The sequence below is a fragment of the Bartonella sp. AP19HLJMH genome (genome assembly GCF_042196245.1).
Taxonomy (GTDB): domain Bacteria; phylum Pseudomonadota; class Alphaproteobacteria; order Rhizobiales; family Rhizobiaceae; genus Bartonella.
Map to the genome: position 1 here is coordinate 57,961 of NZ_JBHIPX010000008.1, position 25,494 is coordinate 83,454.

The window sequence follows — 25,494 nt, forward strand, 5'->3', positions numbered from 1 at the left end:
ATTATCCAGCACCTGCCCTGCTGGAAAGTCCGCGCATTTTTTACAGTAATCTAGCATAAATGGTCTCGGTAGTTTTTTTTCTCAATAAATTCGATATCAACCCCGACAGACCGAATCCGCGGATCTTTATTAACCAACATAATACTTTTACTCCGTCCATGGCTTACAGAACTGTGTGACATCTTTACATCTGGCAAAATCCGTTTAAATATATCGATAAAAAGTACCTTCGCCATTTCACGGTGCAATATCATTCTCGATGTACGTCTCGTCGATACAGGCAAATAACGATGAAGCCTATCAATAGCTAAAAAATAGGTATAAAAAGAATGGCTCACAATGCACAGATAATTGTTTGCACGACGATTAACATACACTCTGCTCATATCATGAGCTTTATCTACATGGTACATTTTATTTTCCCTGTATTTGTCGTGGCAATTTTTCTGATATTTACTTTAAATGCATACTGATACCATTTATCAGTCAATAGTTTAGTAACGACTTTAACCTGCTCACTATTTGCCGACATATCAAGGTTGAGATAAAGATCGCCGTTCTGTGCTTTTGAAAAGTAATGCCTTAAACGTCCGGCATACTTAATAATGTCATTTGAGATCAGTTGAACTGGGATAAACTTACCATTGTGTTTAAATTCATTAACGGCTCTGGCTATCCAGTAATAGCATTCGGATTCATCTTTAACAAACAGGTCGCCGGAATCAAACCATTCATCACGCGGCTTTAATTGCAAGGAACTATCAACATAACCATCACACGCGAAAGGCGTTTTATAAAACATACGGCGCACTGAATCAGAAGCATCCGCCCGATCAATGGGGCGCAAATCAATTTTTATATCACTCACCAGAACCTTACCCGGTGCTACAACGCCATATTTACTGGTTCTTTCAATATCGCGTAGCGAGCAGATCTTATTATGAAACAAGCGCGGTCCGGATTCGGTCTGACCGAAGTTATTCCATAACGTCGTGCATGATGAGAGGATGCCCGATGCTTGTACGGTGAGCAAACGATCGGATGCATTCAAGATATTTTGCACATGGATTCGGCTTTTGGTAAAAATGTCGCTTACTTCCAGCATCCAGTCACCGATTAAAGGCAAGTTGGTAATGCTATAGTGCGAAACGAGTTCAACAATATTACTTATTTGAAATTTTTCAAATACCAGTTTGCTATCCGATAAGAAGGCACATAGCATAGTAGAGAGACCATACATATACTGCACCGGGAAATAACACAATGAGCAATCTTCATTACTTAGTCCAAGAGATTGGCTCACCGCGATGGCATTCTCAATCAGAATATTTTCATGATATTGAATCAACTTCGGCTTACTGGTTGTTCCGGAGGTACAAAAATAGAAATGCGCGCACGGATATGCTGTAAAATCAGCCAGATTTTCGTTCACAGTTGAAAAACAGTGATCAAACGCGATATTAATCCGGTGACTGATGATACTAATATTCCTAACTTCATGGCTCATTACAACAGCGGCAATGCAATTGGCATCAACCAGCATATCAACAATGCCTAAATCATGAATACTGACGATCCAAGCTTTCAATTTTAGCACAGACGCAACAAAATAGCTGATTAGACCTTCGAAATTATTTCTAATCACAAAAACAAACAACTTATTTTGCTCCTTTTGCGGACGATCACGAAAATATCTAACTACGGTATCTGCACACCCTTTTGTCATCATGGTGACATCCTCTGCCGAATAATGACTGTGATGACAAATCACTTGCCAGTTTCTTTCTAATAAGGAATATATTGTTAGCATGAGGTGTCCCTTACAGATATTGTGGATTCCCTAAAACCAAGCTGCTTGCGCCACCGCCCATACCAAATGAGTTTTTCAATGCGTATTTAAGCCGTCGGTGCTGATGCTTCCTCACAAACGCAATGCCAGCGGGTAATTGAGGATCGATTTCATCACAATTCAAAATTTTGGGCAAAAGATTGTTCCGAAAAGAAACTAGTACACCCAAAATTTCCATCGCACCGGCAGCAGCAATCAGATGCCCGTGCCAAGATTTTGTTGCCACAATCGCTGGGTTGTGCGCGCCAAAAACCGTTCTGATTGCACTGGCTTCGTGCTGATCATTTTGTACTGTCGATGTCCCATGTGTATTCACAAAATCAATAGCGGTACGGTCAATACCCGCATGTTCGATGGCTCGTTCCATCGACAGTTGCATTTCGAGATCATCTTTATGCGGCGCTACAATATGCTGTGCGCAAAGTGCACCGCCGTAACCCAATAAATAGGCCAACGGCTCACGCTGCCGCGCCAATACGTTAGATAATTTTTCAATAACAAACAGACCTGCACCCTCCGCTAAAACAAATCCGCTACGATGCCGGTCAAAAGGCCGCGAACGCCGTGGTCCACTGTAGTTTTGATCAGTCGATATCACTCCCATTCCTTCTAATCGTGCAAGGTATAAAATCCATTATTGCACCACCATCTTTACGCTTAATAAAAATGCAAGACAGTTTCTATCAACCTATTTACAACAGCAATATTATCATGACAGCTATCACTCGAAGTTTATGATTATATTGTGAATAGTCACTCTGCTTTTGAATGGGGTATGAGACATTAATGCGTTAAGATTAATAAAAAGAGTAGCATTATTAATGATAGCAATTATTACTCTGTTGAGATTATTAGCACTCATTACTTATCTATTGGAATTTTTTCAACGAGTTATTACTATAAGCTTAGAAACCATGAAAGTCGTTAGAAACTTTACCAAAATTAGAAACTTAGAGAAACTGAATAGATTTATGAAGTTAACTTACCTCATAAGGATTTCTTGAGTACTCATTTAAAACTACAATCTATAAGTTAATCATTTTGTGTTGATTATATACAATCTTAAAAGGAATAATATATCATTGCGACCTCCTGAAAAGAGAGGATTTAAAATTTTGAAAACTCTTATTTAAATTGCTTTAAGACTTTTAAGAAATTCTCTATTAAACAAGATTAGATTTTTCTGGATTACCTTTAAGAGATTATATCACAATTTAAAATGAGAACTCTATACTATTCAAAAGTTTTTTAAGATTAGTTTGACATATTCATTTTATTGAAATGAAATAATAGAGATTGAGCTTTCTTTTAAACACATTTTATTTGTTGTCTTTATATTAGGTTGTAATGTCTATATGGGTTATTTTTTTGAAAAATTGACAATACCTAACATATGTAAAAATAAGCTTTTTCTCTAAAATACCAACATGCAAAATTCAAAGTCTCATTAAAATCATAAGAAGTATTTATTCAGTGAGTTGAAAAAATTGATACAATCTATGTCATAGGTTTATCATTTATATTTTAAAAATTATAATCGACTGAAATGTAGTTTTGTTATTTTTGAGTAAGATTTTTTATAGGGTGCAGAATGAAGTGATAAAATCGATATAAGTTACAAAATTTAATTAAAAGAGATTTAAATAATGTGTATATGTATTGAATTTTCTCATGGATTAAGCTTTTTTTATTTAAGATATGAATGATATTAAAAAATATGGATGCAACCAATAGTGTTGATGAATTTTTTAACAAAATAAGTATATAGATATCTTAAAATAGCTGGATGAGGTGATTTTAAATGGTAGAATTAAAGGCACATATGGCTCTTTTAAGCTATCGAATGATTGGTTTTTGCTTATGTCCTGTTGTTCCTTTTTATTTGTTCTTTCGTGCTATTCGTGGAAAAGAAGAGTGGTGTCGCAAAAAAGAGCGTTTAGGTAAAAGTTCTCATATACGCCCCCAAGGTTCGTTAGTTTGGTTGCATGCAGCAAGTGTTGGAGAAACACTTGCACTTGTTCCACTTATAAATTATATTTTATCATTGGAAATCAATGTATTAATGACAACTGGGACGGTGACATCTTCTACTCTTGTGAAAAAATATTTTGGTAATAGGTTGATTCATCAATATGCTCCTTTGGATTTAGATTTTGCAGTGCGCCGTTTTATTCGTCATTGGAAGCCTGATCTCGTCTTAATTTGTGAATCAGAAATTTGGCCTCTTCGTATTAAAGAACTTGCAAAAATGCGTATTCCGCAGATTTTGGTTAATGCCCATATGTCTGAACGTTCTTTTAAAGCTTGGCAAAAACGACGTGTTCTTGCCAAACATATTTTTAAGGATATTGATTTGGCGATTGGTCAAAATGAAAGAGATGTAGCTTATTACCATACACTTGGCGTAAAATCTGTTACGTTTTCTGGTAATCTCAAGGCTGATGTTTTTCTGGTTGAAAATCAAGAATTGCTTGCACGTTATCGTAATGCTATCGGCAATCGCCCAGTTTGGGCAGCTGTTTCAACGCATGAAGGGGAAGAGGAGATTGCTTTTGAGGTCCATAAAATTGTTAAAAATTATTTGCCAGATTTATTAACAATTATTGTGCCTCGTCATCCAGAACGTTCAGAAGATCTTATCAGAAAATGCGATAATAAGGGGTTAAGTTTTATTCGTAGAAGTAGAGATGCTGTTCCAAACATGAATACCGATATTTTATGGGGAGATACCATTGGAGAAATGGGACTTTTTCTTCGCTTATCGAAAGTTTCTTTCGTTGGTAAATCGTTATGTGGAAATGGTGGACACAATCCATTGGAATTGGCTTTGCTTGGTTCCGCTATTTTGACAGGGCCTCATGTTTCAAATTTTCAAGAGATGTTCAAACAATTTCTAACGCATGATGCAGCATATATGGTTCAAGATACAAAACAGCTTGCTATTCAGGTGTATAAGCTTTTAACAAATGAAACATTGCGGCAAGAAATGGTTGATAAGGCTCATGAAGTGGCGACAGATATGGCAGGTGCATTTGAGCGCACATTAAAGATTTTAGATCCATTTTTACAACCCCTTGTAATACAAACAGGGTTACGTCAGCGTCAGGGTAGATATGCATATTAGCGCCCCTCGTTTTTGGTGGAAAAATAAAAGCTTTTTGCGTTTTGTGTTAGCTCCAGTTTCATGGGGGTATGGTTATTTTTCAAGTCGTTTTATGACAAGACAGCCTCCCGTGATTGATCTGCCAGTTTTGTGTATTGGAAATTTTACATGTGGTGGTGCGGGTAAAACGCCGGTTGTTATTGCTTTTACAAAAGTGGCTAAAGAACTTGGTTTCGTACCTGGTATTATATCTCGTGGTTATGGTGGATCAGTTAAAGGGGTACATCTTGTAAATGAAAAATATGATACTCCATATAGTGTTGGAGATGAGGCACTTTTACTTGCACGGCATGCTTTGGTAGCTGTATCATCTAATCGTTATGCAGCGGCACAACGGCTTAAACAAGAGGGATGTAATCTTATTTTAATGGATGACGGATTTCAAAGTCGCCGTCTTTATATGGATTATGCGTTACTCGTTGTTGATGCGATGCGCGGTTTTGGTAATGGAGCTGTCTTTCCAGCAGGACCTTTGCGCGTACCATTAAAAACGCAGTTTTCTTTTATGGATAGTGTTTTATTGATTGGTTACTCCAATGCGCCTGATAATGTCGCTTTTCTTGTTTCGCGTACTGGAAAGCCTTTATATCGTGCTCATCTTAAAGCCAGTGCCTCTGATGAGGTTTCAGGAAAATCATTTTTGGCATTTGCTGGTATTGGCAATCCAGATAAATTTTTTAAATCTATTAAAGAATTGTCTGGTGATGTGGTGCAAACTTATATATATCCAGACCACTATTTTTTCACAGATAAAAATTTAAAAAGCCTTATACAAAAGGCTAAAATGCACAATTTATGGCTCGCAACAACAGCTAAAGATTATACCCGTATACAGACAATTCACATGCAAAAGGATTTGAAAAATCTTATTATCTTTGATGTGAATGTCGATTTTGTTCAAAAAGACTTCTGTCGTATGGTCCTTGAAGAGGTCATAACCCGCTTTAGAAAACGTTCCCTTGAATTTTCTTGTCTAAAAGGCAAAGGCTAAATTTATAGCTTTTGAGGGGTTATTTTTCTTTTGTTTTTAACAATTGCTTGAGATATGGGTTGCACTCAAGTTCGCGCTGATAGGAGATTTCACAACTAGCATATGCTTCTTGGCGGTGATGATTCCAATATTTTAAATCATCTATAGGGATTTTTTGCCCGCTAACAGCACAAATGGTATAGGTACCATATTCTATAATGTCATATCCGTTATTAGAATAATAAATTTTTGCTTCGCGTTCACCATTGGGAAACATTACAACTCCTTTTTACTTGATACAAGAGATTCAAGAAAAGTGCCATAAAATATATTATAAAGTCGAGAGTTAATTTTAAAATATTTTTCTTGTAAAAATGAAGAAGGGCTTATTTTCTGCCAAAAAGCCGTTCTATATCTGCTAATTTGAGTTCAATATAAGTAGGGCGTCCATGATTACATGTACTTGTATTAGGTATTGCCTCCATTTGTCGTAATAGTGTGTTCATTTCTTCGGGGCGTAAAAGGCGCCCTGACCGTATTGAGCCGTGACAGGCCATCGTTGCTGCAACATAATCAAGCATTGCTTTTAAATTATTTGTTGTATCATACTCAGCAGCCTCATCTGCGAGATCTTTAATAAGGGCTTGAACATTGATCTCTCCTAACATGGAAGGTGTTTCACGCACAACAATTGCTCCTGGTCCAAATGGTTCTATTCCTAATCCAAATTTTTGCAAAGCATCTTTATGCGTTAAAAGGCATGTTGCATCCTCTTCAGAGAGTTCTACAATTTCAGGAATAAGTAATAACTGTGAAGGAAGTGGTTTGGAATAAAGTGCGTTTTTGAGTGCTTCATAAACCAATCGTTCGTGAGCTGCATGCTGATCGACAATGATCAAACTATCTTGTGTTTGGGCGATAATATAGTTTTTATGGATTTGTGCTCTGGCCGCTCCTAATGGATAAGATAACTCTTCTGATGAAGATGTCGTGCTTGGAATGTATGCATCCCCACTTGGTGTATTTAAGCCCTCCATAATAGGAGCGGCATCTTCTTTTAAATCAAAAGAGTGAGTACTATCCAATGGTTTTTGGACCATTGAAGCACTGGTAAAATGATGAGGTTGTGAACTGTAAGAAGAGAACTGGTGCGTGTTCTTAAAACTGCCTAATGGTTGTTGTGCTAATGATTGTTGTGTTTGAAATGCAGCAAGCATTGCTTCAGAACGGGTTGAAGTAGGACGAATACCAGATTGCTGCAATGCTTCACGAATAGCTCCAACAATCAAACCACGAATTAATCCTGGATCACGGAATCGTACATCAGCTTTGGCTGGGTGAACATTAACATCTACCTCAGCAGGTGGGAGGTCAATAAAAAGAATAGCGACAGGATAACGATCTCGTGTCATGACATCAGCATAAGCGCCTCGGATAGCGCCCCATAGAAATTTATCACGCACGGGACGTCCATTAACATAAGCAAATTGATGAAGGCTGTTATTTCGGTTGAAAGATGGCAAACAGGCAAAACCTGTTAAGCGCACCGCTTCGCGTTCAGCATTCAGCGCAATGCTATTAGGGGCGAATTCTTTTCCCATAATCTGCGTAATACGTTGTAATTGTCCTTGAATATTATTTTCTGTAGCAGACAATTCCATAGATGTTCTGTCTAGTCCTGAAAGAGAAAAGCGGATATGTGGAAATGCGATAGCAATTCGCTTAATCATATCGCTAATAGCATTTGTTTCAGCCCGATCAGTTTTCATAAATTTTAATCGTGCTGGCGTGACAAAGAAAAGATCACGAACTTCAACAATTGTTCCAAGATTCGCAGCAGCTGGTTTGGGTCCTACAATTTTTCCTGCAGTAACAGAAATTTCAGCAGCGCTCTCAGCATCTTTTGTTCGTGAAATGAGTTTAAGTTTAGCAACAGAACCAATAGAGGGGAGGGCTTCTCCTCTAAATCCAAGGAAGCAGATATTGTGTACGTCATCGGTAATCTTTGAGGTACAATGGCGAGAAACTGCTAAAGTTAATTGATCTGCAGGAATTCCATAACCATTATCACTCACCTTTATAAAATTTTTTCCACCATTTGCTGTAATAATTTCAATGCGTGTTGCACCAGCATCAATAGCGTTTTCAACAAGTTCTTTGACAACATTTGCTGGTCGTTCAATAACTTCACCGGCGGCGATTTGATTAATAATATTTTCGCTAAGATGGCGTATAATCATAATAAATTCTAACAGGAATCTTAAGGGTTCTATAGAAAATTATGATAACATCATTTGCGAGACATTCAAGAATAAGAGAGCATGAGAGGTATTATTTTTACAATACCTCCTATTTTATTTTATGTTAACAAGTCGGTTGGAAAAAACATAAAAATAGTTTTTATCACTTTAAAATAGCTTGCACCAGTTTATCATCTAGGTCAAAAAAGAAACAATGTAAAAAGGGAAGGCAATATATATGGCGCGTATAAGCGGTATTTTAGCAGATAGTGATATACAAGCTTTGATTGAGAATAACTTTCTCAAGGCTCAGTATCCATTTGATAGATCTCAAATACAACCAGCAAGTCTTGATCTTCGTTTAGGGGAGAAAGCTTATCGTATACGTGCTTCTTTTATGCCGGGACCTGATACAAAAGTTTTGGATAAGCTTGAACGGTTAAAGTTGCATGAGTTTGATTTACGAGACGGAGCCGTTTTGGAAACGGGGTGTGTTTATATTGTTCCTCTTTTAGAAAGTTTAGCTTTACCAGAATTCTTATCTGCTGTTGCCAATCCCAAAAGTTCTACAGGACGATTAGATATTTTTACACGTGTCATTACGGATAATGCTCAGGAGTTTGATAAAATTTGTGCTGGTTATCATGGTCCACTTTATTTGGAAATTAGTCCACGCACATTTCCAATTTTGGTGCATACAGGCTCACATTTATCACAGCTTCGGTTTAGAAAAGGGCAAAGTTATTTAAATGAAATAGAGTTGCACACTTTGCAAAGGCAAGAAACACTGATATCGGATGATTTTCCTAATATTAGTGTTGGTGGTATTGGTCTTTCCATTAATTTAAAGGGAGACCAAAACGGGCTTATAGGTTATCGTGGTAAACATCATACAAGTGTTATTGATATTGATAAACGTGCCGTTGCCCACGTTTTAGATTTTTGGGAACCTCTTTTTGATCGTGGTCAAAGGGAGTTGGTTCTTGATCCTGATGAATTTTACATTTTAGTTTCACGAGAGTCTGTTCATGTGCCTCCGCTTTATGCCGCAGAAATGACACCTTTTGATCCTTTAGTTGGCGAGTTTAGGGTGCATTATGCAGGCTTTTTTGATCCAGGATTTGGGCATAAGGAGGCGGGTGGAAAAGGAGCAAGAGCGGTTTTAGAAGTGCGGAGCCATGAAGTTCCTTTTATCTTAGAGCATGGTCAAATTATTGGCCGTTTGGTCTATGAGCATATGCTTAATCGACCATCAACCCTTTATGGACATGATGTTGGATCACATTATCAAGCACAGGGTTTAAAGTTGTCCAAGCATTTTAAATGAGTTGGGAACCACGAATTTTGATAACATGTATGCAGAAAGCGTATTTTAGATAAAAGAAAATTTTGTGCTTCGCAAAACTGGCGTCATGCATTCTATTTTTAATTTCCAAGGTTATCTCATCTCTTGCATTTGAGAGGGTATGAGAGGCATTTTTACTTCTTTTTTCAAGAGGTTCTATCTATACGAACTCCATTTATGATGTGCAAAAGAATAGTTTTGATTATTTCATCATGACAAAATTTACAATGAAAGAATTTTACTATATTCAATATGTTATTCATATTTATTATAATAAATCAATAGGTTAATAAAATTCAATATAACAGTAGCTACTCACTTTTCAAAGTAAATATGCGAGATTGGATGCTGCAATTGACTCAATTTTTCTAGAGTGTAATAACCAGTATATTTTATTCCGTATAAAAATTATCCTTAAGAGTTAATAAATAAGTTTTCACTCTAGTTTAGTAACAATTATTTTCAATAAACATTGTTCTAATTTTAGTAACTCATTTATAGCCTCAAGATATAATATTGCTAGAAAATTATTCAATTAAATATGAAGGTTTCTATTGGTATGAACATTAAAAGTTTTTATGCTTTATGTGAATTAGGCACTATATATTTTTATAAACTTTCATGAATAAGTAACAGATCTCATTTTTGAATATTGATATAAGAAGATTTTTGCATGTATGCGACAGCTTTATTTCCAGTATTAATAAAGGATTTTTTCATCTTTTGGAGGAGATTATGATTTATACTTAATGACACTCTATATTCTTAATAACTGATAATGTAAGGATCTTTGGAGGGAGAAGCGACTTTAAATTATAACTAATTAAGCTACGGAGTAATCGCTTTCGAAGAGGGATTGCTTTAAAGAGAGTATAACATTTTAATTGCACATGAAGAATATATGAGTAGATACGTTATTAATGATACTTCATGCTGTGAGATTTTAAATTTGGATAAGAGCAATAAAGACGTTGTTTTTATCAATTAGTTTTTTTAGAAAGTTGCAGTCTCTGTTGCTTCTATCTATTCAATAGAGTGCTTTGGGAGAATAGCGAATAGGTAGTACATGGATTCGCTTTTATGCGTTTTAGGATGTTTTCTCTTTTCATTTAGGAACAATGGTGCCATCAATGATTATTTCTTCAACACTTGATTATCGTAAGGCAGCAAAGCGTCGTCTTCCTCCCTTTCTTTTTCACTATATTGATGGTGGGGCTTATGCTGAAGAAACGATGCGACGTAATTGTACAGATCTTCAAGCACTTGCATTGCGTCAAAGGATTCTAAGGCAAGTTGGTGAAGTTGATCTTTCAATCAAGCTTTTTGATCAGACACTTGATTTACCGATTGTACTTGCGCCTGTTGGGCTAACGGGCATGTATGCACGTCGTGGAGAGGTAAAAGCAGCGCGTGCCGCAGCGGCAAAAGGGATTCCTTTTACTCTATCCTCTGTTTCAGTTTGTCCTATTGCGGAAGTGCAAGAAGCGGTTGGAGGTGCATTTTGGTTTCAACTTTATGTTCTCAAAGATCGCGGTTTCATGCGTGATGCACTAGAACGGGCTTGGTTGGCTGGTGTACGCACGTTGGTTTTTACAGTTGATATGCCAATTCCTGGTGCACGTTATCGTGATGCGCATTCGGGAATGTCTGGTCCTTATGCTGGTTTACGTCGTTTTTTACAAGCTTTGACTCATCCATATTGGGCTTGGAACGTTGGTGTTATGGGGCGCCCTCATGATCTTGGAAATGTCTCTGCTTATCTCAAAAAGAAAATTGCATTGGATGATTACGTTGGTTGGCTTGGTGCAAATTTTGATCCATCAATTGGTTGGCATGATTTACAATGGATTCGCGATTTTTGGAAAGGAAAAATGATTTTGAAAGGTATTCTTGATCCAGAAGATGCACGAGAAGCAGTAAAATTTGGTGCGGATGGTATTGTTGTTTCTAATCACGGCGGACGTCAGCTTGATGGTGTATTATCAACAACACGAGCGTTGCCTGCAATTGCGGATGCTGTAAAGGATTATTTGACTATTTTAGTGGACTCAGGTGTTCGTTCTGGTCTTGATGTTGTACGCATGATAGCACAAGGTGCGGATGCTGTTATGATTGGCCGTGCTTTTGTTTATGCGCTTGCAGCAGCAGGTAAGAAAGGTGTTATGCATCTCCTTGATCTTTTTGCCAATGAAATGCGGGTAGCTATGACACTGACTGGTACTCAGACAATCAAAGATATTACACGCAAGAGTTTAGTAAATATAGATGTTTTTAAGCAATAAAAGCAATATGTTATACTTCTTTCAGAAAAAGAAAGTCTTTTTATAGAGGAGCATAATTATATATTTTAAAAAATATGTTGACAGTTAAAGTTAAATAGAAAAGATCAATAAGCTCCTCTATAAAATCACAGAAAATACTCAGTAACTACAATAATATTAAGTATTAATAATAATAAACACGAAAAAAAACAATAATAACATTGCATACATATTTTATTTACTTTATTAAAAGCTCATTCTACGGATAAAAAGGAACAAGCGCTGATATTAAAGGTAAAACAACTGTTGATATAGAAAAAATAGCTATAAATAATGCTGTGAGCATTTTTCCCTCCTGTATATAAAAAACATTAAAATATAATATGTTAATTACTTCTTTTCCATATTGGCATAAAACGTAAATTTATAAAATCCATTTAGTTTTATTTTAATATAAATAATATTAATTATAGTATATAAATAATATTATTAAAAATGTCAATATGTATTTATTTTAATCTATAATTATAATAAAAAATGTATCTAATAAATAATATTTCTATAATCTATATATTATTTATATTAAGTTCATTGGATAATATATTATATGGATATGATATTGTTTTTATGGAGTACATTTTTAAGCAATGAAAAAATATCCGTACTATCTTTAAAAAAGCTCGTTTACTGAGAGCAAAACTGCGTGAATTAATGTGCTTTTCTTTCTTATTTTCTTGTATTCTCAATGATTTATGATGTTTTTGAACTGACGAGCATATTAGGAAGCAGTTGAATATTTTTTGTATAGTATGTCATTTCTAACACTATTTATGCGTTCTCGATTGATTTTATAACTTGTTAAAATATCAAGTTCGTTTTTATTGCAGATGGGGATGGTGGGGGGCCTAATGATACAAATTGGCATAGAATGTTTTGTTCCATAAGCGATTTAACAATTGCATCTCCAAGCTTCTCCTTTGATACTATGCTCTTCATAGACAACAACAGATTGGTGAGATTGGCATAACTCTAGCACTGATCTATTATCTCAAAGTTGAATTGTTGGCACACTTGTAAGCGTTGGGATAACTTCATGTTTTTTGAATCTCTTTAGCAACATCAAGACAAATCTGAACAGTTTCTTCAGTAGCAAGTAAGAGAACATCTTTTCCTTTTTTAAACAGAGGTTTTGCTGATATCAATTTTTGAAGCATTTTTATGAATATTCATAACAGCACGCTTTCCTAAACCTATATAAATAGGTACAAGATTACTCAGAGTAGAAAGAATTACAGTTTCCATTTGATCGAATTTCTACTCGTAAGTAATTGGATAATATTTACTTTATCGCTGAATAAAAAAGAAAAGTTTTTCTCTCTTTAAATAGAGGATGGATTGTCATCTAGCCAATAGGGATAGTTTGCGAGAAATTTGTTCGATGCAAAACGACTTAACATTGCAGTTACTTTTTATCATTTGAAGCTGTGAAAAGAAGGCTAAGATAGATGAAAGAATGTAAAAAATGATGGATACATTTTAAGATAAAAAATTATCATTCTGTTAATTCCACACCAGTTGCTGCTGATATTGGTAACAAAAGAAATTTGATCAAAAAAATATCAAAATTATTTGAGGACATTCCTCATGGCATGTAGACTAAACCTTTTTGTTGGTATGAGTGATATTTTCTTTGAACAGAAATTGATTCTATCTCCTGAAATCAGCAATAATCTCTCAGGTTATGTCGTAAACTTTTTAGGGATGTTACAACGCCACTATCGTCCTTTTATGAAAAATTTAGCATTTCAGATGAGCAGTTGTGAGGAATTTCAACGTTTAATACAGCAAGATCCAGAAACTCTCACGGATTTAGAACGGGCTTCAAGATTTTTATATTTACAGCGATTAAGTTTTAGAGGGAATGTAAATCGTACGATGAGAGTAGAAAACCATCGTAGCACGCGGGGGGGCTTAAGCCCTTCCAATTTGAATGCGTGCTAAAACTTATTTTCCACTGTTTAGCAGGTGTTAGCATTGAACATTTAGACTGGTCTGATTTTATTGTGCGTTATGATCGCCTAAAAATCTTGTTTTATCTTTCACCACTTTAATTGTGGTTTTGAAGGTTATTAAAGAAAGGATTTTTATAAGCGGGAGGATTATCAGCCGATGTCTAAGCTGCTTGCATAATAAGAGGGAGTTTTTTGTCTTTAAACAATATGCTAGAAATTCAAAAAACTTTAGTTAACTTTATACACCATCTTATACAGATTGCTCTGCAAATAACACAATTGCTGGTAAGGAATGGGGCATCACCAATTTTGATTTCTAAAAAAGAAACAATACGTATTAAATAGTCTTTAACTTTACAGACTTTTTGAGAATCCTTTCAGAATCTTTTGAATAAAGTGAACTGATAGAAGATATTTCTATCAAAATATAGCAACTTTTCTAACAAGTTAGGAATAAATCTAAAAATATACATTAAATATAAAAACAGTACGATATGTAGGCAATCTGGGCTTTAGAAACAAGAATCAGAGCGTATAAAGATGCATAGAGGTGAGATTGAGACATATCATTTTTATGATTCAATAAAAAATAAAAATTAAAGAAAAAATTTTATATCAAAAATTTAAGGTGGTTTAAAAGGTGGACAGGCAATGCATGGAAGGATGAGCGAGAAGGTGAATTAGGGGAGAGCGATTTATAGATTATCAGTATCTTTGTAAAAGTATCTTCTCAAGATAAATATTGTGATGAAATAAGATTGTAGTTGAATGTTCGAAAAGATAATACGCACTCTTAATTTTTCCGTTATACACATCACAATAAAAGCCGTGAAAGGCATGGTCTTATTACAAACTTTCTCTAAAAGCAGTACATGAGTTTGCAAGATATTACCGTAATATTTTAAAAGAAGGATTTTATTTCAGAAAAAAATTATCTTAAAATAGTAAAGCAATATTTTTCAAGAAATTGCTAGGCGACTTTTGAAAGTAAAAAAGCTAAGTTAAAAAATAAAAGCAAAAATGGTTGCTGGTTTTCTCGACTGGAGTTGCATGTCATTTCCCACATAGGGAATTTACCTATAGAAAAATTAACAGCCAAGATCATTCACAATGTTTTCCCGCCGCTTTAGCATGAAAAAGCAGATACAGTGCGAAAGTATTTGCCTTATCGTACATCATTATTATAATTAGGAAGCTGAAGCAACGTCATTTACAAATCACATAAAAGCCTTACCATTATTCATTATATAGCTCCGTAGATTTCTTTTCTTCAAGCATGCCAGCTCCTAGATGTTATTTTTGTTGAAAACAGAGCCTTTGTGTATGATCAGTTCTTTGAACGACGATAGTAGTGCAATCCATAAAATCTTTTCTCATCTTCTTTTGATAGGATAACAAAGATGCCCTTAGAATACATCAATAGACTCAATCATTTTACACAAACATAATCTGTTGAATCCTTTAGTTTCAATTCAGACACCTCAGTTACTCTAATTAAATCTAATCGACCACCAGAGTGTTTTAATCCTTTAAGTGCTTTTACTTTTAATCTGAATGTATCCACCTCTTTCAAATCTTTTCATTGATTGATGTTTCAGAGGAATTATATTTTTATCACTTTATTTTCCGTTTATCTCTCCAACCACATAAACGTTCACCTTGTTCGTTATGTTTTAAAATATCTCTCGCCAAATTTGGACTAATGACATTGATATCTTGTCGATTCAAATAAATTGGCAGCCATCCAATACAAGAAGTTCGTTCATTCGTCGCGCAACCAGCTAGAAAGCTTAGTGCGCACATCAGCATCACTTTTCTTATTAATTTCATTTTCTACCTCAAGCCGTGTTGTCGCTATCTTGAAATCTTCTTTTGTTTGCTTTTGCTTCTCAACTTTTTTCCCAAGAAAAAAGGCTTTGACTAAAGCTATAAGAAAAGCTGCTATGAGCGCTGACGTCATTGTCAGATATTTTTTTATCCATAAAATCATAGACGGTGTTCCTGAAAACGTTTAGCAATGTATATCATAGCCGTACAAGCGGCTAAAACCATAATGCCTGCTAGAACCCATTGAACAGGACCATTTCCTGCAAAAAGACCTCCAAGCCCTGAAAAAGAACCTATGATTGGTGCAAGAGCTTCTACTTTGCAAATACCTGTTACGCCTTCTGGTTCTACTACATGATAATTGGGGGCAACATGAGCTCCTTTTGCCCACAATCCTGCTTCGGTTGCTCGGCGATTGACAAGACCTTGGATACGTTTTCCTCCCACTCTTGTCCATTTTTGCAATTCGGTTGGTATCGCTTCATATTCACCTTTATTAAGCTTTTTTAAAAGTGTAGAACTGCGAAATGCTGTGATTCCTACATTATAGCAAAATGATACTAATGCCGCGAATTGTTCATCGTTTAAAGGAACGGTAACGGCTTTTTCAACAACAGCTTCATACTCCCTCAAGTCCTGACAAAGGATTTTTTCAGCTTCTTTTTCCGTAATTTGCATATCTTTGTGAACGCTTGGGGCACCAGCAGCACTTGTATGTCCATAACCAATTGTCCAGACACCACCAGAATCTTCATAAGCTGATAAACGCAAGCCTTCCAATTGCTTAATCAATACAAGCCCTTCTTTTGATATTTTTCGCATTATTTTTACCTATAAAAAACTACACAAAGCAGGATATGAATTAAAAACTTACATCTACTCATTTTTAAGAACAGAACAGCGAAAGGGCATAATAAATTCAAAACATCCATAGTGGATTATTTTAAGATCTATATCATTTTTTTGAATAAAGATTATGCTAAATACTATTCATTTTGCAGCAATTGATCTCCATCTAAAGACAATAACTTTATAATAATTCCATTTATAATCAGATAGATTTCACTCATAAATTCTTACAGTTGATCCAGAATGATTTAGAAGAACTTTACTTGAAAAAACTTCAATAATTCCAATAACAAAAAGCATTTTTAACAAAAAATAAGAGACATAATAATTAATGAAATAATTAGGTGTTGATTTTTAAGTAATTTCAAAAGTCATAAATTGCACCACAGAATTTTTTTATAAAAACAAAAAAACATTATAATTTAACATTATATATCTAAAAAGTATCTTAGAATCAATAAAACATATACATAACGTGTTATACATATTTAATAAAAAAATCTATAGTTAATTTAATTATTCTTTGTTTTTTCCCCTAATTGCTTAATTTCATTAAAAAATACCTTTATGAAGGATTTTAAATAAACTGTTACATAAAAAACATAACGGATATTTCTCCTCTCTTACAGTCTGTTTCCAACTGAAACAATATATTAGTGGAGCATATTCAATATATAGACCAATGATATTTGATAGTTTTTTTAAGAATATTGTACTGTAATAAATTTGAACAATTAGTTCGGTTTCATATATTTTCTTTTTCATATGAAGCATTTGGTAGGGCGTTCGGGTCCAATGGTATCATCTTTGTCTGGTGTTGTATTGGCTACGTTTCCAGCAGCCTCTTAAACAAATCAATCAAGCTATTGAAATCTTTTTAGAGGCAATAGCACAAGAGACACAAAAGATTTTGACAAAAAGCTGCTTGACAATATAGGAAGCTCTCTCCTCCTAGCATCCCAGCCCATTCACATAACATAAAAAATAAAAAGGCAATGAGATGATATTTGATGATGGCAATAGATATGTAACAATACGTGAGTGTGCACAGCTTTTTAGTATATCCACAACAACGATTCGCAATTGGGTGCTTAAGAGGGGGCCGGAGCCATATAAGCTAGCGAGAGCAGTGAGGTGGAGAAAGAAAGAGATTTTAGCATTTACTCCAGAGAAAAATACGGAGCAAATAACAACAGATTAGATAAAATTGTATAAACCCTAGAAGGTGGTCTTCAAACAGATAATTAAAAAAATATATATTTCAATACGCTAAATACAAAAAGTGGTGCCGCATGCCGGATTCGAACCAGCGACCCCATCATTACGAATGATGTGCTCTACCAACTGAGCTAATGCGGCATAGGTTTGTAAGTCAATGAGACAAAACTAATTTGAGGGTAATAGCTAAAAGTACGTATAAAAGCAAGAATGCATTTTTTCAATAATTTATACATATGATAATAATTTGAAGGAGAATTATGTAAAAGTCAGAGGAAAGTATTCTTTGACCTTAATGCTATAAAATGCTTTTCAATTTACGATAGCACTTAAATTAAGAAGCTGGGAATGTAGATCTTTAGGATGAAAAATGGTGTCAAGATAACTTAGTAAAGATAAAAACATTTTCTGATTCTTAAGAAAGAAATTTGTTGCATAGAGTGATTGGGAAAATAAAGATCATCATAAACCTTTTATAATGTGCAAATAGATGAGTAGAATTAGTTGAGAAGTTACTTCTCATTTTTATGGGAAGAAAAAGGGAGGAGGATTAATAAAATTAATCACGTTTTTTATTTAAGAGGGAGTAAAAATCATGTCGGATGAAGATCGGCTGATAGAACTAGAAATGAAGCTAGCTTACCAAGAAAAATTCATTGAGGAACTTTCTCGAGAGGTAACTAATCAATGGAAAAGTTTGGATGAGATATCTAAAAAAGTTGATATTTTAGCGAGACGATTTTCAGATTTAAAAGAACTAGAGTGTTACTGAAGCTGTTATCTTACCATTTTCTCAATAGGGAGAAGGTGCGAAATATTTTTTATCACAATTGCAATTATTTACAGAGGAGTTTTTATTTCACGCATTTTGTTAGACTTGTAGAATAATTTTTATAAGCTTCTTCATTAATTTTAATAAGTTCCAATCTTATAAGGAGAGCTGATATTAGAAGACGTTTTTTTATATGGGGTTTCTAGTACGAAAATTAAGAAAAGTTTTTGTAGAGTATTAAAGAAACAGCCATAGAAAAATATATGAACTGCAATATTTTAAGTTTTTTCTGTACAGAGTTTTCTTATAGGTGGGAGGTAGATTTATTCGCTAATTTTTTTAAATTGATACAAATAAAGTGATGTTATTGTTATCTATAGAAATCATAAGTGAGCGCCTATATTTATAATGAAGCGTTTTAATTTTTTCTGATGATCAAGTGATCTTCAGTTGTTTTAATAGAGTGAGGGGTTTTAAGCGACATCGATTATGTTATAGTACAGAGAGCTCTAGAAGTTTTTTTCAAGATCAAATGTACTCTTCGTTATATGCATATGATATTTTGTGAAAAGGCTTTTGTTTTTCGTAATTTAAGATACAAAATACTATTGCTAAAGCACCAAAGATAGACCATGCGGGTAAATAAGTGAGAGTAATGCAAATTGAGGACAGAAAATCAGGCATTACCTTGCATAGAGATTGATTAAGGTGATAGATATCTGTTTGCAGAAGGCTTGTTAAAATTTTATTAAAGGGGGTTGTTGTCCAATGTGATGTGATTACAGAGTGTGCGTTATCAATGACCAATGCTATAATGGTTAGTGTAACGAAAATGAAGGACATTAATTTAAATAAAGGGTGGAGCATATTTTTTCTTAAAACTTCAACGGGACATACGTATAATGCACAAAAAAATAAGGAGTTGCATTATGATAAGAAAATAAGTTTACGTTTGTTTTGTGTTTTTTGAAAGAGGTGCCTAATTTTTCAATAAAAGTTGAGGTTAAGTTCAACAAAAGTAGTGAGGCATGATGTCTGAAAAAAAGCACGAGGAATTGAAGCGTAGCCTTCAAAATCGCCATATTCAAATGATTGCTTTGGGTGGGGTTATTGGGACAGGACTTTTTTATGGGTCAACCGAGGCAATTCAATTAGCTGGTCCCTCAGTTATTTTATCTTATCTTGTCGGCGGGCTTATTATGTATTTCATTATGCGAATGCTTGGTGAAATGTCAGTAGAAGAACCGTCTTCAGGAGCATTTAGTTTTTTTGCTTATAAATATTGGGGGAGATTAGCTGGTTTCATAACAGGTTGGAATTATTGGTTTCTTTATATTCTTGTGAGTATGGCTGAACTTACAGTGATAGGGTTTTACCTTGATCATTGGATTTTGATTGATCATTGGAAGACATCTTTCATTGTTCTTTTATTTGTTACATTTGTTAATTTGTTTAATGTTCGTTTTTATGGAGAATTTGAATTTGTTTGCGCTTTGATCAAAGTGGCTGCTGTTATTGGTATGATTATTTTTGGAATTTTTCTCATTGTCACTGGACTAGGGGAAAATCAAGCGAATATTCATTATCTTTGGGACCATGGTGGTTTTTTCCCTTATGGAGCAGTAGGGGTTGTTTTAGCAACTTCTGTAGTAATGTTTTCTTTTGGAGGAACGGAGCTTATTGGTATTGCTGCTGGAGAGGCATCTAATCCACAAAAAACAATTCCAGCGGCTATTCGTCAAGTTATGTGGAGGATTATAATTTTTTATATTGGATCTATCAGCATTATTATGATAATCAGCCCTTGGAATATGATTGGAAAAAATGGTAGTCCTTTTGTCACAATTTTCGAGACTATAGGAATTCCTGCTGCTGGTCATATTTTGAATTTTGTGGTGATTATGGCTGCTATTTCTGTTTACAATAGTGGCATTTATTCTAATGGCCGTATGCTTTATAGTTTAGCTGTACAAAAAAATGCACCACATATTTTTAGTAAACTGAGTGCTGCTCGTGTTCCTTATATTGCTATCCTTTTTTCATCATTATGTACGGCGTTGATTGTCGTTGTTAATGCTCTTATTCCTGATAATAGTTTCATGCGGATCATGGCTCTTGCAACTGCAGCAGCAGTGATTACTTGGGCTATTATTGTTATTGTTCATTTGAAATTTCGCAATGCCCATAAGAACAGAAAGGGCGATTTTATTTATGCGTTTGGTTTATATCCTTACGCTAACTATCTTTGCCTCTGCTTTCTTGCTTTATTATTTTGCATTATGTTTGTCAGTGGTTTTGGGAAAAATGGATTGATGACTCGACTTTTTGATATGATAGGAATAAGCGTGCCTTTCCTTGAAGCATATATTCCTGTACAGATGCCTGATATGAGTTTGGCAGTCATTATTATTCCTCTATGGTGCTTGTTATTACTTTTAGGTTATAAACTGAAGCGATAGAGAAAGAAGAGCTAATAAAAGGGATTGATTGGAATAAGCCTTGGGGATTATAAAATTTGATGAGGTAACACAAGTTTTTGGTGATTTGTGTGTTTTAAGAAATATTACTGTACAGCTTACCGAAAGACGAGTTGCTATTATAGGTGCGAATGGTTCTGGAAAAAGTACATTTGTTCGCCTTATTAATGGGCTCCAATTACCATCTCATGGTTTTGTAAGCGTTGATGGGCTTGATACCAAACGCGATGCAAAAGCAGTAAAGCGTAAAGTTGGATTTGTTTTTCAAAATCCCGATAATCAGATTGTTTTACCATTAGTTGAAGAGGACTTATCCTTTGGTCTCAAAAATTTAAAGCTTAATAAAGATGAAATTAAGGAGCGTGTAGATGAAATTTTACAGCGCTATGAACTTCAAGATTTCAGAAATCACGCTGTCCATTTATTAAGTGGTGGGCAAAAACAACTCGTTGCTATTTCTAGTGTAGTTGCAATGAAACCAGACTACATTATTTTTGATGAGCCGACGACATTACTTGATTTGCGAAATAAGCATCGCGTTACGCAAGTGATAGAAGAATTACCACAAACGGCAATAGTTGTATCGCATGATTTAGAGTTTTTGAAAAAGTTTGATAGAGTGCTGGTTTTTGATAAGGGGGAGATAGCAATTGATGAAGTACCTTTTGTTGCTATAAAGGAGTATATAAGAAGAATGTCATGATCGGTTTATATATTCCGAGGGATACATTTATTCATAGGTTAAGTCCTGGAGTTAAGTTATTATTTCTTACGGCCTGTGGAACTTTTATAATAATGGTTTCTTCCATAGCGCTTCTTGGTTTATTTTTGTTGTTTGTCATCTTATTCTATAGAGTCGCCAAGATCCCTTTCAAAACTGTGATAAAGCAATTTAAATCGATGGGATTGCTTTTAGTTCTTCTATTTGTATTTCAAACTATTTTTAGCGGTTGGCTTACGGGGGTTGAGGTCATATTACGTCTTGTTATCCTCTTTTCTTTATCATCAGTTATTTCATTCACAACAAAAGTGTCAGATATGGTGGATGCAATTGAAGCAGGCCTCCAGCCCTTTCGTTGTTTTGGTATAAATCCATCAAAAGTGAGTATGGTTATCTCTATGGCGATCAGGTTTATTCCTCTTTTGAGTGAAAAGTTTAATGAGGTACATGAAGCACAGCAAGCACGAGGACTTAATACTAACATTGTCGCTCTTGCGATACCTTTAATTATACGGACTATAAGAATGGCGTCAGAAGTGGCTGAAGCATTGGACGCGCGTTCTTATGATGCTGATACTATTGATACAGCATCTCGTAATAATCAGAGTTTTTATAGTAAAAAAAAGAAGAATTAAATGAATACAAAAGATTTAGTTTATATTGCTTTATTCGCCGCTATTTATGCTATTTTGGGCCTTTTTCCTTCTATTTATCTTCCTTTTCTTCTAGGGGTACCTATTACAGCTCAATCGATGGGACCGATGCTAGCAGGGTCTATTCTTGGGGCAAAAAGGGGTGCTTTAGCGTCACTCCTTTTTCTTGTTCTTGTTGCGATTGGATTGCCTCTGTTGCCTGGTGGTCGTGGTGGAATCAGTGTCTTTTCAGGAATTGCAAGTGGTTATTTAATAGGTTTTCCATTTGCCGCATTTTTTATTGGTTTAATGGTAGAATTGTTTTGGCAGCGGTTAAATTTTATAACATTATTTATAATAAATACTCTCGGTGGCATTGGGATAGTTTATTCTTTTGGTGTTCCATGGACAGCTTATATGACCAAAGTTTCTTTACTGAATATTTTAATGGCTTCATCAGTTTTTTTGATAGGCGATTGTTTAAAAGCGTTGATTGCATCCTTTATTGCACTCGCGATTAAAAGATCTGTTCCTCTCATTCATTCAAAGCATAATAACTAAAATAAATGTATTATTTTGTTATATTGTTATTATATAATATTCATATATCACTATTATTGAATTTAACTATAGTAATTTATGATGTAATTAAACACTGTAGAATCTAATATGATTCATATAAGTGATGTTATTAAAATAAATTATTATAGTATTTTTCTCTATATCTAAGGCATTTAAAGTGTACTTTTATAAATCTGATACTTTTTATTAATTATACAACAATAACGAAAGCTTTTCCCTAGTGAAGGAATAATTCAGTGAATACAAAAGATTTAGTTTATATTGCTTTATTTGCCGCTATTTACGCTGTTTTGAGTCTTTTTCCTCCTATTTATCTTCCTTTTTTGCTGGGCGTCCCTATTACAGCTCAGTCTATGGCTCCGATGTTAGCAGGCTCTATACTTGGAGCGAAAAGGGGAGCTTTAGCATCACTTCTTTTCCTTGTTCTTATTGCGATTGGGTTACCTCTATTGCCTAGTGGTCGTGGTGGAATTAGTGTTTTTTCAGGAGTTACGAGTGGTTATCTGATTAGTTTTCCATTTGCTGCATTTTTTATTGGCTTTATGGTAGAATTATTTTGGCACCGGTTAAATTTTATAATATTATTTGTGATAAATACTGTGGGTGGCATTGGGATAGTCTATTCTTTTGGAATACCATGGGTGGCTTATATGACACAGGTCCCTTTGCTGACAGTTTTAATAAGTTCATTAGGTTTTTTGGTTAGTGGTTTCTTGAAAGTGCTGATTGCATCCTTTGTAGCGTTGACCATTAAAAAAACCGTTCCTCTCATTCATTCGGAAAAAGGGGCAGTTCTGTACTGAAGAACAAGTTTTGCCAAATGTATGTAGCTTAAAAAGCACCACGGAATACCATTTTGTTTTGTCTACTTTTTATTGGTATTTTTATCTGCATAGCTCTCAGAGATAGCCATACGAAAATTGAATGTTTCGGCACCAAAATTCATTTTTGCTTTCAGGAGCAGCTCCCAAATAGCCAATTAATATCATTTTATTCAACATGCTTGTAAGTTTTATTCGATTTGCATATTATATGCATAAAGCCTTAGAATAATTTATTATTTTTTTAATATTTTTAGTTAATTAATCACTAATTTTTAAATTATTATTATATTAATTGTACAAAAACATGGATAATTAAGTGTTCATCTAAAACTCTTGATGTATATAATACCCTTATAAATGTGTTAATATAAGTAAATGTATTAATATAAGGTATAAAAATGAGATTTGAATGGAATGAAGCTAAAACAAAAAGTAATCTTAGAAAGCACCGTGTAAAGTTTTGAAATAGCTGCAAGTGTTTTTGCAGCCCCATTCACTATGGTTAAACAAGACCGTATTGAAAACGAGAGTATGGTGAGCAAGCTTTATGGCTCATGGATGGTTTTTTATTAATATTCGTAGCGCATACTGTCCATGACGATAAAGATGGCATAGAGGTAATCCGTATTATTTCAGCACGACGAGCCAACTCGAAAGAAAAGAAACGTTATAAAGAAGAAAGTTCGTTATGAAATTGATGTAGGTAACTTATCACCTTTGACAGATAAACAGAGAGTTGAAGTTGATAAACTGGCTGCAATGCCGGACAGTGCAATTGATCATAGTGATATTCCGTCACTCAATGATGTGTTCTGGAAAAATGCCGTTCGCAATCCATTCTATAAACCACCCAAAACTGTCACAACAGTGCGTGTGGATTCAGACGTGGTAGCGCGTGACTTTAAAAGTCAAGGGAAAGGATATCAAAAGCGGATTAACGCCATTTTACGTGATGCCATGCTTCGTTCAATGCACTGATTTCTCCTCCACTTAAAAGCCGGGAAGGGGGAGCCCATATCCTAAAAATCTAAGCAGCTTTCACTGCAGAGTTCTCTAAAATTCGTATTACTTTTGCAATTAAAATTTTATAACTTTGATCTTTAACTAACTGATTCTAAACAATACAATATATTTTTGACACACCACCTTCTCGTGGTCACTAAGATAACTTGGGAAGCACCTGCCATCTGATAAGACTATAGACATTGTAATTATGTTAACTTTATGAATACCCTTAACTTCCTTTCTTATAAATATAAAATAGATCCAGCCTCAGAATTAGTTAATATCAATGATGCTGATAAATTTTTAGAGGAAGGAAGATACGATTTTAACTGTGATAATCAATGTGCTACCTTAATAATCGAAAAGTTTTCTGTGAACTCGAAGATCTGCTATTGGATTTATGTTTTAACGGGAGAAAATAGTTCTTATAATCCTGAAGTGATTGATTCTGAAAACGACTTTCAGAATATTCCTAACCCACGTTCTAAAAATCAGATTTAACAAAATAAGCAATATTTTGGAATTTTGATTCCTATAGAGTTAACTCTTTTTTCTTCAAATAAAGAGTTAAACAAATTCTTGCAGCTACACTACAAAAAAACTTTCATAAAGGTTTATAATAAGATTCTGTTTTGCATGAGTTTCGGTAATCTCTGCTGTACAGAAGAAGCAATGTTTTCCAATTCATGCTGTTGTTGTTGAGGGAGTGCACCATGTCAAAAAGCGCTCTATATCAGCCGTAACAGA

Annotated in this window: 23 protein-coding genes, 1 tRNA gene and 1 pseudogene; 15 read left to right on the plus strand and 10 right to left on the minus strand. The window is 34.6% G+C overall.

Annotated features, from left to right (window positions below):
• Positions 1–50: 50 nt before the first annotated feature.
• The 3 genes from ACFINR_RS05405 to ACFINR_RS05415 all read right to left on the minus strand — a co-directional run bounded on the left by ACFINR_RS05405 (position 51) and on the right by ACFINR_RS05415 (position 2,447).
• On the minus strand, positions 51–413 hold the full coding sequence (locus ACFINR_RS05405) for a hypothetical protein (RefSeq protein ID WP_375647745.1): 363 nt from the start codon (positions 411–413) through the stop codon (positions 51–53).
• The gene (locus ACFINR_RS05410) at positions 401–1,729 is read right to left on the minus strand and encodes an AMP-binding protein (protein ID WP_375652991.1); all 1,329 of its coding nucleotides are present in this window, start codon (positions 1,727–1,729) and stop codon (positions 401–403) included. Before ACFINR_RS05410 ends, ACFINR_RS05405 begins: the two co-directional genes overlap by 13 nt.
• Before the next feature lie 91 nt (positions 1,730–1,820).
• Entirely contained in the window at positions 1,821–2,447 is a 627-nt protein-coding gene (locus ACFINR_RS05415) for a hypothetical protein (RefSeq protein ID WP_375652996.1), read from the minus strand.
• A gap of 1,203 nt (positions 2,448–3,650) precedes the next feature.
• On the opposite strand from ACFINR_RS05415, the gene waaA reads away from it, so the two are divergent.
• Entirely contained in the window at positions 3,651–4,973 is a 1,323-nt protein-coding gene (gene waaA, locus ACFINR_RS05420; RefSeq protein ID WP_375653000.1) for a lipid IV(A) 3-deoxy-D-manno-octulosonic acid transferase, read from the plus strand.
• Positions 4,963–6,003 carry a tetraacyldisaccharide 4'-kinase gene (gene lpxK, locus ACFINR_RS05425; RefSeq protein ID WP_375653003.1) on the plus strand — a complete coding sequence of 347 codons (1,041 nt, stop codon included), beginning with the start codon at positions 4,963–4,965 and terminating at the stop codon, positions 6,001–6,003. The genes waaA and lpxK overlap by 11 nt, the downstream gene beginning before the upstream one ends.
• 19 nt (positions 6,004–6,022) lie before the next feature.
• Here lpxK and ACFINR_RS05430 read toward each other — a convergent pair whose 3' ends face one another.
• Both ACFINR_RS05430 and mutL read right to left on the minus strand, forming a co-directional pair.
• Complete coding sequence (locus ACFINR_RS05430; RefSeq protein WP_375612380.1) at positions 6,023–6,259, minus strand: DUF2093 domain-containing protein; 237 nt, start codon at positions 6,257–6,259, stop codon at positions 6,023–6,025.
• Positions 6,260–6,368: 109 nt separating this feature from the next.
• On the minus strand, positions 6,369–8,222 hold the full coding sequence (gene mutL / locus ACFINR_RS05435; RefSeq protein WP_375613514.1) for a DNA mismatch repair endonuclease MutL: 1,854 nt from the start codon (positions 8,220–8,222) through the stop codon (positions 6,369–6,371).
• A gap of 238 nt (positions 8,223–8,460) precedes the next feature.
• Here mutL and ACFINR_RS05440 point away from each other — a divergent pair, with 238 nt between their 5' ends.
• Positions 8,461–9,549: a 2'-deoxycytidine 5'-triphosphate deaminase gene (locus tag ACFINR_RS05440; protein WP_375653008.1), complete on the plus strand. Its 1,089-nt coding sequence runs from the start codon at positions 8,461–8,463 to the stop codon at positions 9,547–9,549.
• A gap of 1,148 nt (positions 9,550–10,697) precedes the next feature.
• Complete coding sequence (lldD, locus tag ACFINR_RS05445; protein WP_375632491.1) at positions 10,698–11,849, plus strand: FMN-dependent L-lactate dehydrogenase LldD; 1,152 nt, start codon at positions 10,698–10,700, stop codon at positions 11,847–11,849.
• A 1,155-nt stretch (positions 11,850–13,004) separates the two neighbouring features.
• Here lldD and ACFINR_RS05450 read toward each other — a convergent pair.
• Entirely contained in the window at positions 13,005–13,130 is a 126-nt protein-coding gene (locus ACFINR_RS05450; RefSeq protein WP_375612384.1) for a hypothetical protein, read from the minus strand.
• A 342-nt stretch (positions 13,131–13,472) separates the two neighbouring features.
• On the opposite strand from ACFINR_RS05450, the gene ACFINR_RS05455 reads away from it, so the two are divergent.
• Both ACFINR_RS05455 and ACFINR_RS05460 read left to right on the plus strand, forming a co-directional pair.
• Complete coding sequence (locus ACFINR_RS05455) at positions 13,473–13,829, plus strand: hypothetical protein (protein WP_375653012.1); 357 nt, start codon at positions 13,473–13,475, stop codon at positions 13,827–13,829.
• Positions 13,830–14,533: 704 nt separating this feature from the next.
• Positions 14,534–14,967: pseudogene (locus tag ACFINR_RS05460) on the plus strand (integrase); the annotation flags it as partial.
• Positions 14,968–15,602: 635 nt separating this feature from the next.
• On the opposite strand, the gene ACFINR_RS05465 reads toward ACFINR_RS05460, so the two are convergent.
• Together ACFINR_RS05465 and ACFINR_RS05470 are read right to left on the minus strand one after the other, a co-directional pair.
• Complete coding sequence (locus ACFINR_RS05465; protein ID WP_375618608.1) at positions 15,603–15,830, minus strand: hypothetical protein; 228 nt, start codon at positions 15,828–15,830, stop codon at positions 15,603–15,605.
• Positions 15,827–16,489: a lysozyme gene (locus tag ACFINR_RS05470; protein ID WP_375612387.1), complete on the minus strand. Its 663-nt coding sequence runs from the start codon at positions 16,487–16,489 to the stop codon at positions 15,827–15,829. Before ACFINR_RS05470 ends, ACFINR_RS05465 begins: the two co-directional genes overlap by 4 nt.
• A 1,027-nt stretch (positions 16,490–17,516) precedes the next feature.
• On the opposite strand from ACFINR_RS05470, the gene ACFINR_RS05475 reads away from it, so the two are divergent.
• Positions 17,517–17,717, plus strand: a complete 201-nt coding sequence (locus ACFINR_RS05475; RefSeq protein WP_375653016.1) for a helix-turn-helix transcriptional regulator — start codon at positions 17,517–17,519, stop codon at positions 17,715–17,717.
• 82 nt (positions 17,718–17,799) lie between these two features.
• Here ACFINR_RS05475 and ACFINR_RS05480 read toward each other — a convergent pair.
• Positions 17,800–17,875, minus strand: a tRNA-Thr gene (locus ACFINR_RS05480).
• Between the two features lie 454 nt (positions 17,876–18,329).
• Here ACFINR_RS05480 and ACFINR_RS05485 point away from each other — a divergent pair.
• Positions 18,330–18,506: a SlyX family protein gene (locus ACFINR_RS05485; RefSeq protein WP_375612388.1), complete on the plus strand. Its 177-nt coding sequence runs from the start codon at positions 18,330–18,332 to the stop codon at positions 18,504–18,506.
• A 528-nt stretch (positions 18,507–19,034) separates the two neighbouring features.
• Here the strand turns inward: ACFINR_RS05485 and ACFINR_RS05490 are convergent.
• Complete coding sequence (locus tag ACFINR_RS05490; RefSeq protein ID WP_375613811.1) at positions 19,035–19,373, minus strand: hypothetical protein; 339 nt, start codon at positions 19,371–19,373, stop codon at positions 19,035–19,037.
• 164 nt (positions 19,374–19,537) lie between these two features.
• On the opposite strand from ACFINR_RS05490, the gene ACFINR_RS05495 reads away from it, so the two are divergent.
• From ACFINR_RS05495 to ACFINR_RS05525, 7 genes are all read left to right on the plus strand, one after another.
• Positions 19,538–20,965 carry an amino acid permease gene (locus tag ACFINR_RS05495; RefSeq protein ID WP_375653033.1) on the plus strand — a complete coding sequence of 476 codons (1,428 nt, stop codon included), beginning with the start codon at positions 19,538–19,540 and terminating at the stop codon, positions 20,963–20,965.
• Positions 20,966–21,005: 40 nt separating this feature from the next.
• Positions 21,006–21,686 carry an energy-coupling factor ABC transporter ATP-binding protein gene (locus ACFINR_RS05500; RefSeq protein WP_375612389.1) on the plus strand — a complete coding sequence of 227 codons (681 nt, stop codon included), beginning with the start codon at positions 21,006–21,008 and terminating at the stop codon, positions 21,684–21,686.
• Entirely contained in the window at positions 21,683–22,339 is a 657-nt protein-coding gene (locus ACFINR_RS05505) for an energy-coupling factor transporter transmembrane component T family protein (protein ID WP_375653021.1), read from the plus strand. Before ACFINR_RS05500 ends, ACFINR_RS05505 begins: the two co-directional genes overlap by 4 nt.
• Entirely contained in the window at positions 22,340–22,897 is a 558-nt protein-coding gene (locus ACFINR_RS05510) for a biotin transporter BioY (protein ID WP_375653025.1), read from the plus strand.
• A gap of 257 nt (positions 22,898–23,154) precedes the next feature.
• Positions 23,155–23,721: a biotin transporter BioY gene (locus ACFINR_RS05515; RefSeq protein ID WP_375629706.1), complete on the plus strand. Its 567-nt coding sequence runs from the start codon at positions 23,155–23,157 to the stop codon at positions 23,719–23,721.
• A gap of 690 nt (positions 23,722–24,411) precedes the next feature.
• Positions 24,412–24,720 (plus strand): BrnA antitoxin family protein, encoded by a 309-nt coding sequence (locus ACFINR_RS05520; protein WP_375653037.1) that lies wholly within the window; start codon positions 24,412–24,414, stop codon positions 24,718–24,720.
• A 246-nt stretch (positions 24,721–24,966) separates the two neighbouring features.
• On the plus strand, positions 24,967–25,248 hold the full coding sequence (locus ACFINR_RS05525) for a hypothetical protein (protein ID WP_375653028.1): 282 nt from the start codon (positions 24,967–24,969) through the stop codon (positions 25,246–25,248).
• Positions 25,249–25,494: the final 246 nt, after the last annotated feature.

Excerpts from the sequence above, each read along its gene's own strand:
- ACFINR_RS05405 (WP_375647745.1), bottom strand. The coding sequence starts at position 413 with ATGTACCATGTAGATAAAGCTCATGATATGAGCAGAGTGTATGTTAAT.
- ACFINR_RS05410 (WP_375652991.1), bottom strand. The coding sequence starts at position 1,729 with ATGATGACAAAAGGGTGTGCAGATACCGTAGTTAGATATTTTCGTGAT.
- waaA (WP_375653000.1), top strand. The coding sequence starts at position 3,651 with ATGGTAGAATTAAAGGCACATATGGCTCTTTTAAGCTATCGAATGATT.
- lpxK (WP_375653003.1), top strand. The coding sequence starts at position 4,963 with ATGCATATTAGCGCCCCTCGTTTTTGGTGGAAAAATAAAAGCTTTTTG.
- ACFINR_RS05430 (WP_375612380.1), bottom strand. The coding sequence starts at position 6,259 with ATGTTTCCCAATGGTGAACGCGAAGCAAAAATTTATTATTCTAATAAC.
- mutL (WP_375613514.1), bottom strand. The coding sequence starts at position 8,222 with ATGATTATACGCCATCTTAGCGAAAATATTATTAATCAAATCGCCGCC.
- ACFINR_RS05440 (WP_375653008.1), top strand. The coding sequence starts at position 8,461 with ATGGCGCGTATAAGCGGTATTTTAGCAGATAGTGATATACAAGCTTTG.
- lldD (WP_375632491.1), top strand. The coding sequence starts at position 10,698 with ATGATTATTTCTTCAACACTTGATTATCGTAAGGCAGCAAAGCGTCGT.
- ACFINR_RS05450 (WP_375612384.1), bottom strand. The coding sequence starts at position 13,130 with ATGGAAACTGTAATTCTTTCTACTCTGAGTAATCTTGTACCTATTTAT.
- ACFINR_RS05455 (WP_375653012.1), top strand. The coding sequence starts at position 13,473 with ATGGCATGTAGACTAAACCTTTTTGTTGGTATGAGTGATATTTTCTTT.
- ACFINR_RS05465 (WP_375618608.1), bottom strand. The coding sequence starts at position 15,830 with ATGATTTTATGGATAAAAAAATATCTGACAATGACGTCAGCGCTCATA.
- ACFINR_RS05470 (WP_375612387.1), bottom strand. The coding sequence starts at position 16,489 with ATGCGAAAAATATCAAAAGAAGGGCTTGTATTGATTAAGCAATTGGAA.
- ACFINR_RS05475 (WP_375653016.1), top strand. The coding sequence starts at position 17,517 with ATGATATTTGATGATGGCAATAGATATGTAACAATACGTGAGTGTGCA.
- ACFINR_RS05485 (WP_375612388.1), top strand. The coding sequence starts at position 18,330 with ATGTCGGATGAAGATCGGCTGATAGAACTAGAAATGAAGCTAGCTTAC.
- ACFINR_RS05490 (WP_375613811.1), bottom strand. The coding sequence starts at position 19,373 with ATGCTCCACCCTTTATTTAAATTAATGTCCTTCATTTTCGTTACACTA.
- ACFINR_RS05495 (WP_375653033.1), top strand. The coding sequence starts at position 19,538 with ATGTCTGAAAAAAAGCACGAGGAATTGAAGCGTAGCCTTCAAAATCGC.
- ACFINR_RS05505 (WP_375653021.1), top strand. The coding sequence starts at position 21,683 with ATGATCGGTTTATATATTCCGAGGGATACATTTATTCATAGGTTAAGT.
- ACFINR_RS05510 (WP_375653025.1), top strand. The coding sequence starts at position 22,340 with ATGAATACAAAAGATTTAGTTTATATTGCTTTATTCGCCGCTATTTAT.
- ACFINR_RS05525 (WP_375653028.1), top strand. The coding sequence starts at position 24,967 with ATGAATACCCTTAACTTCCTTTCTTATAAATATAAAATAGATCCAGCC.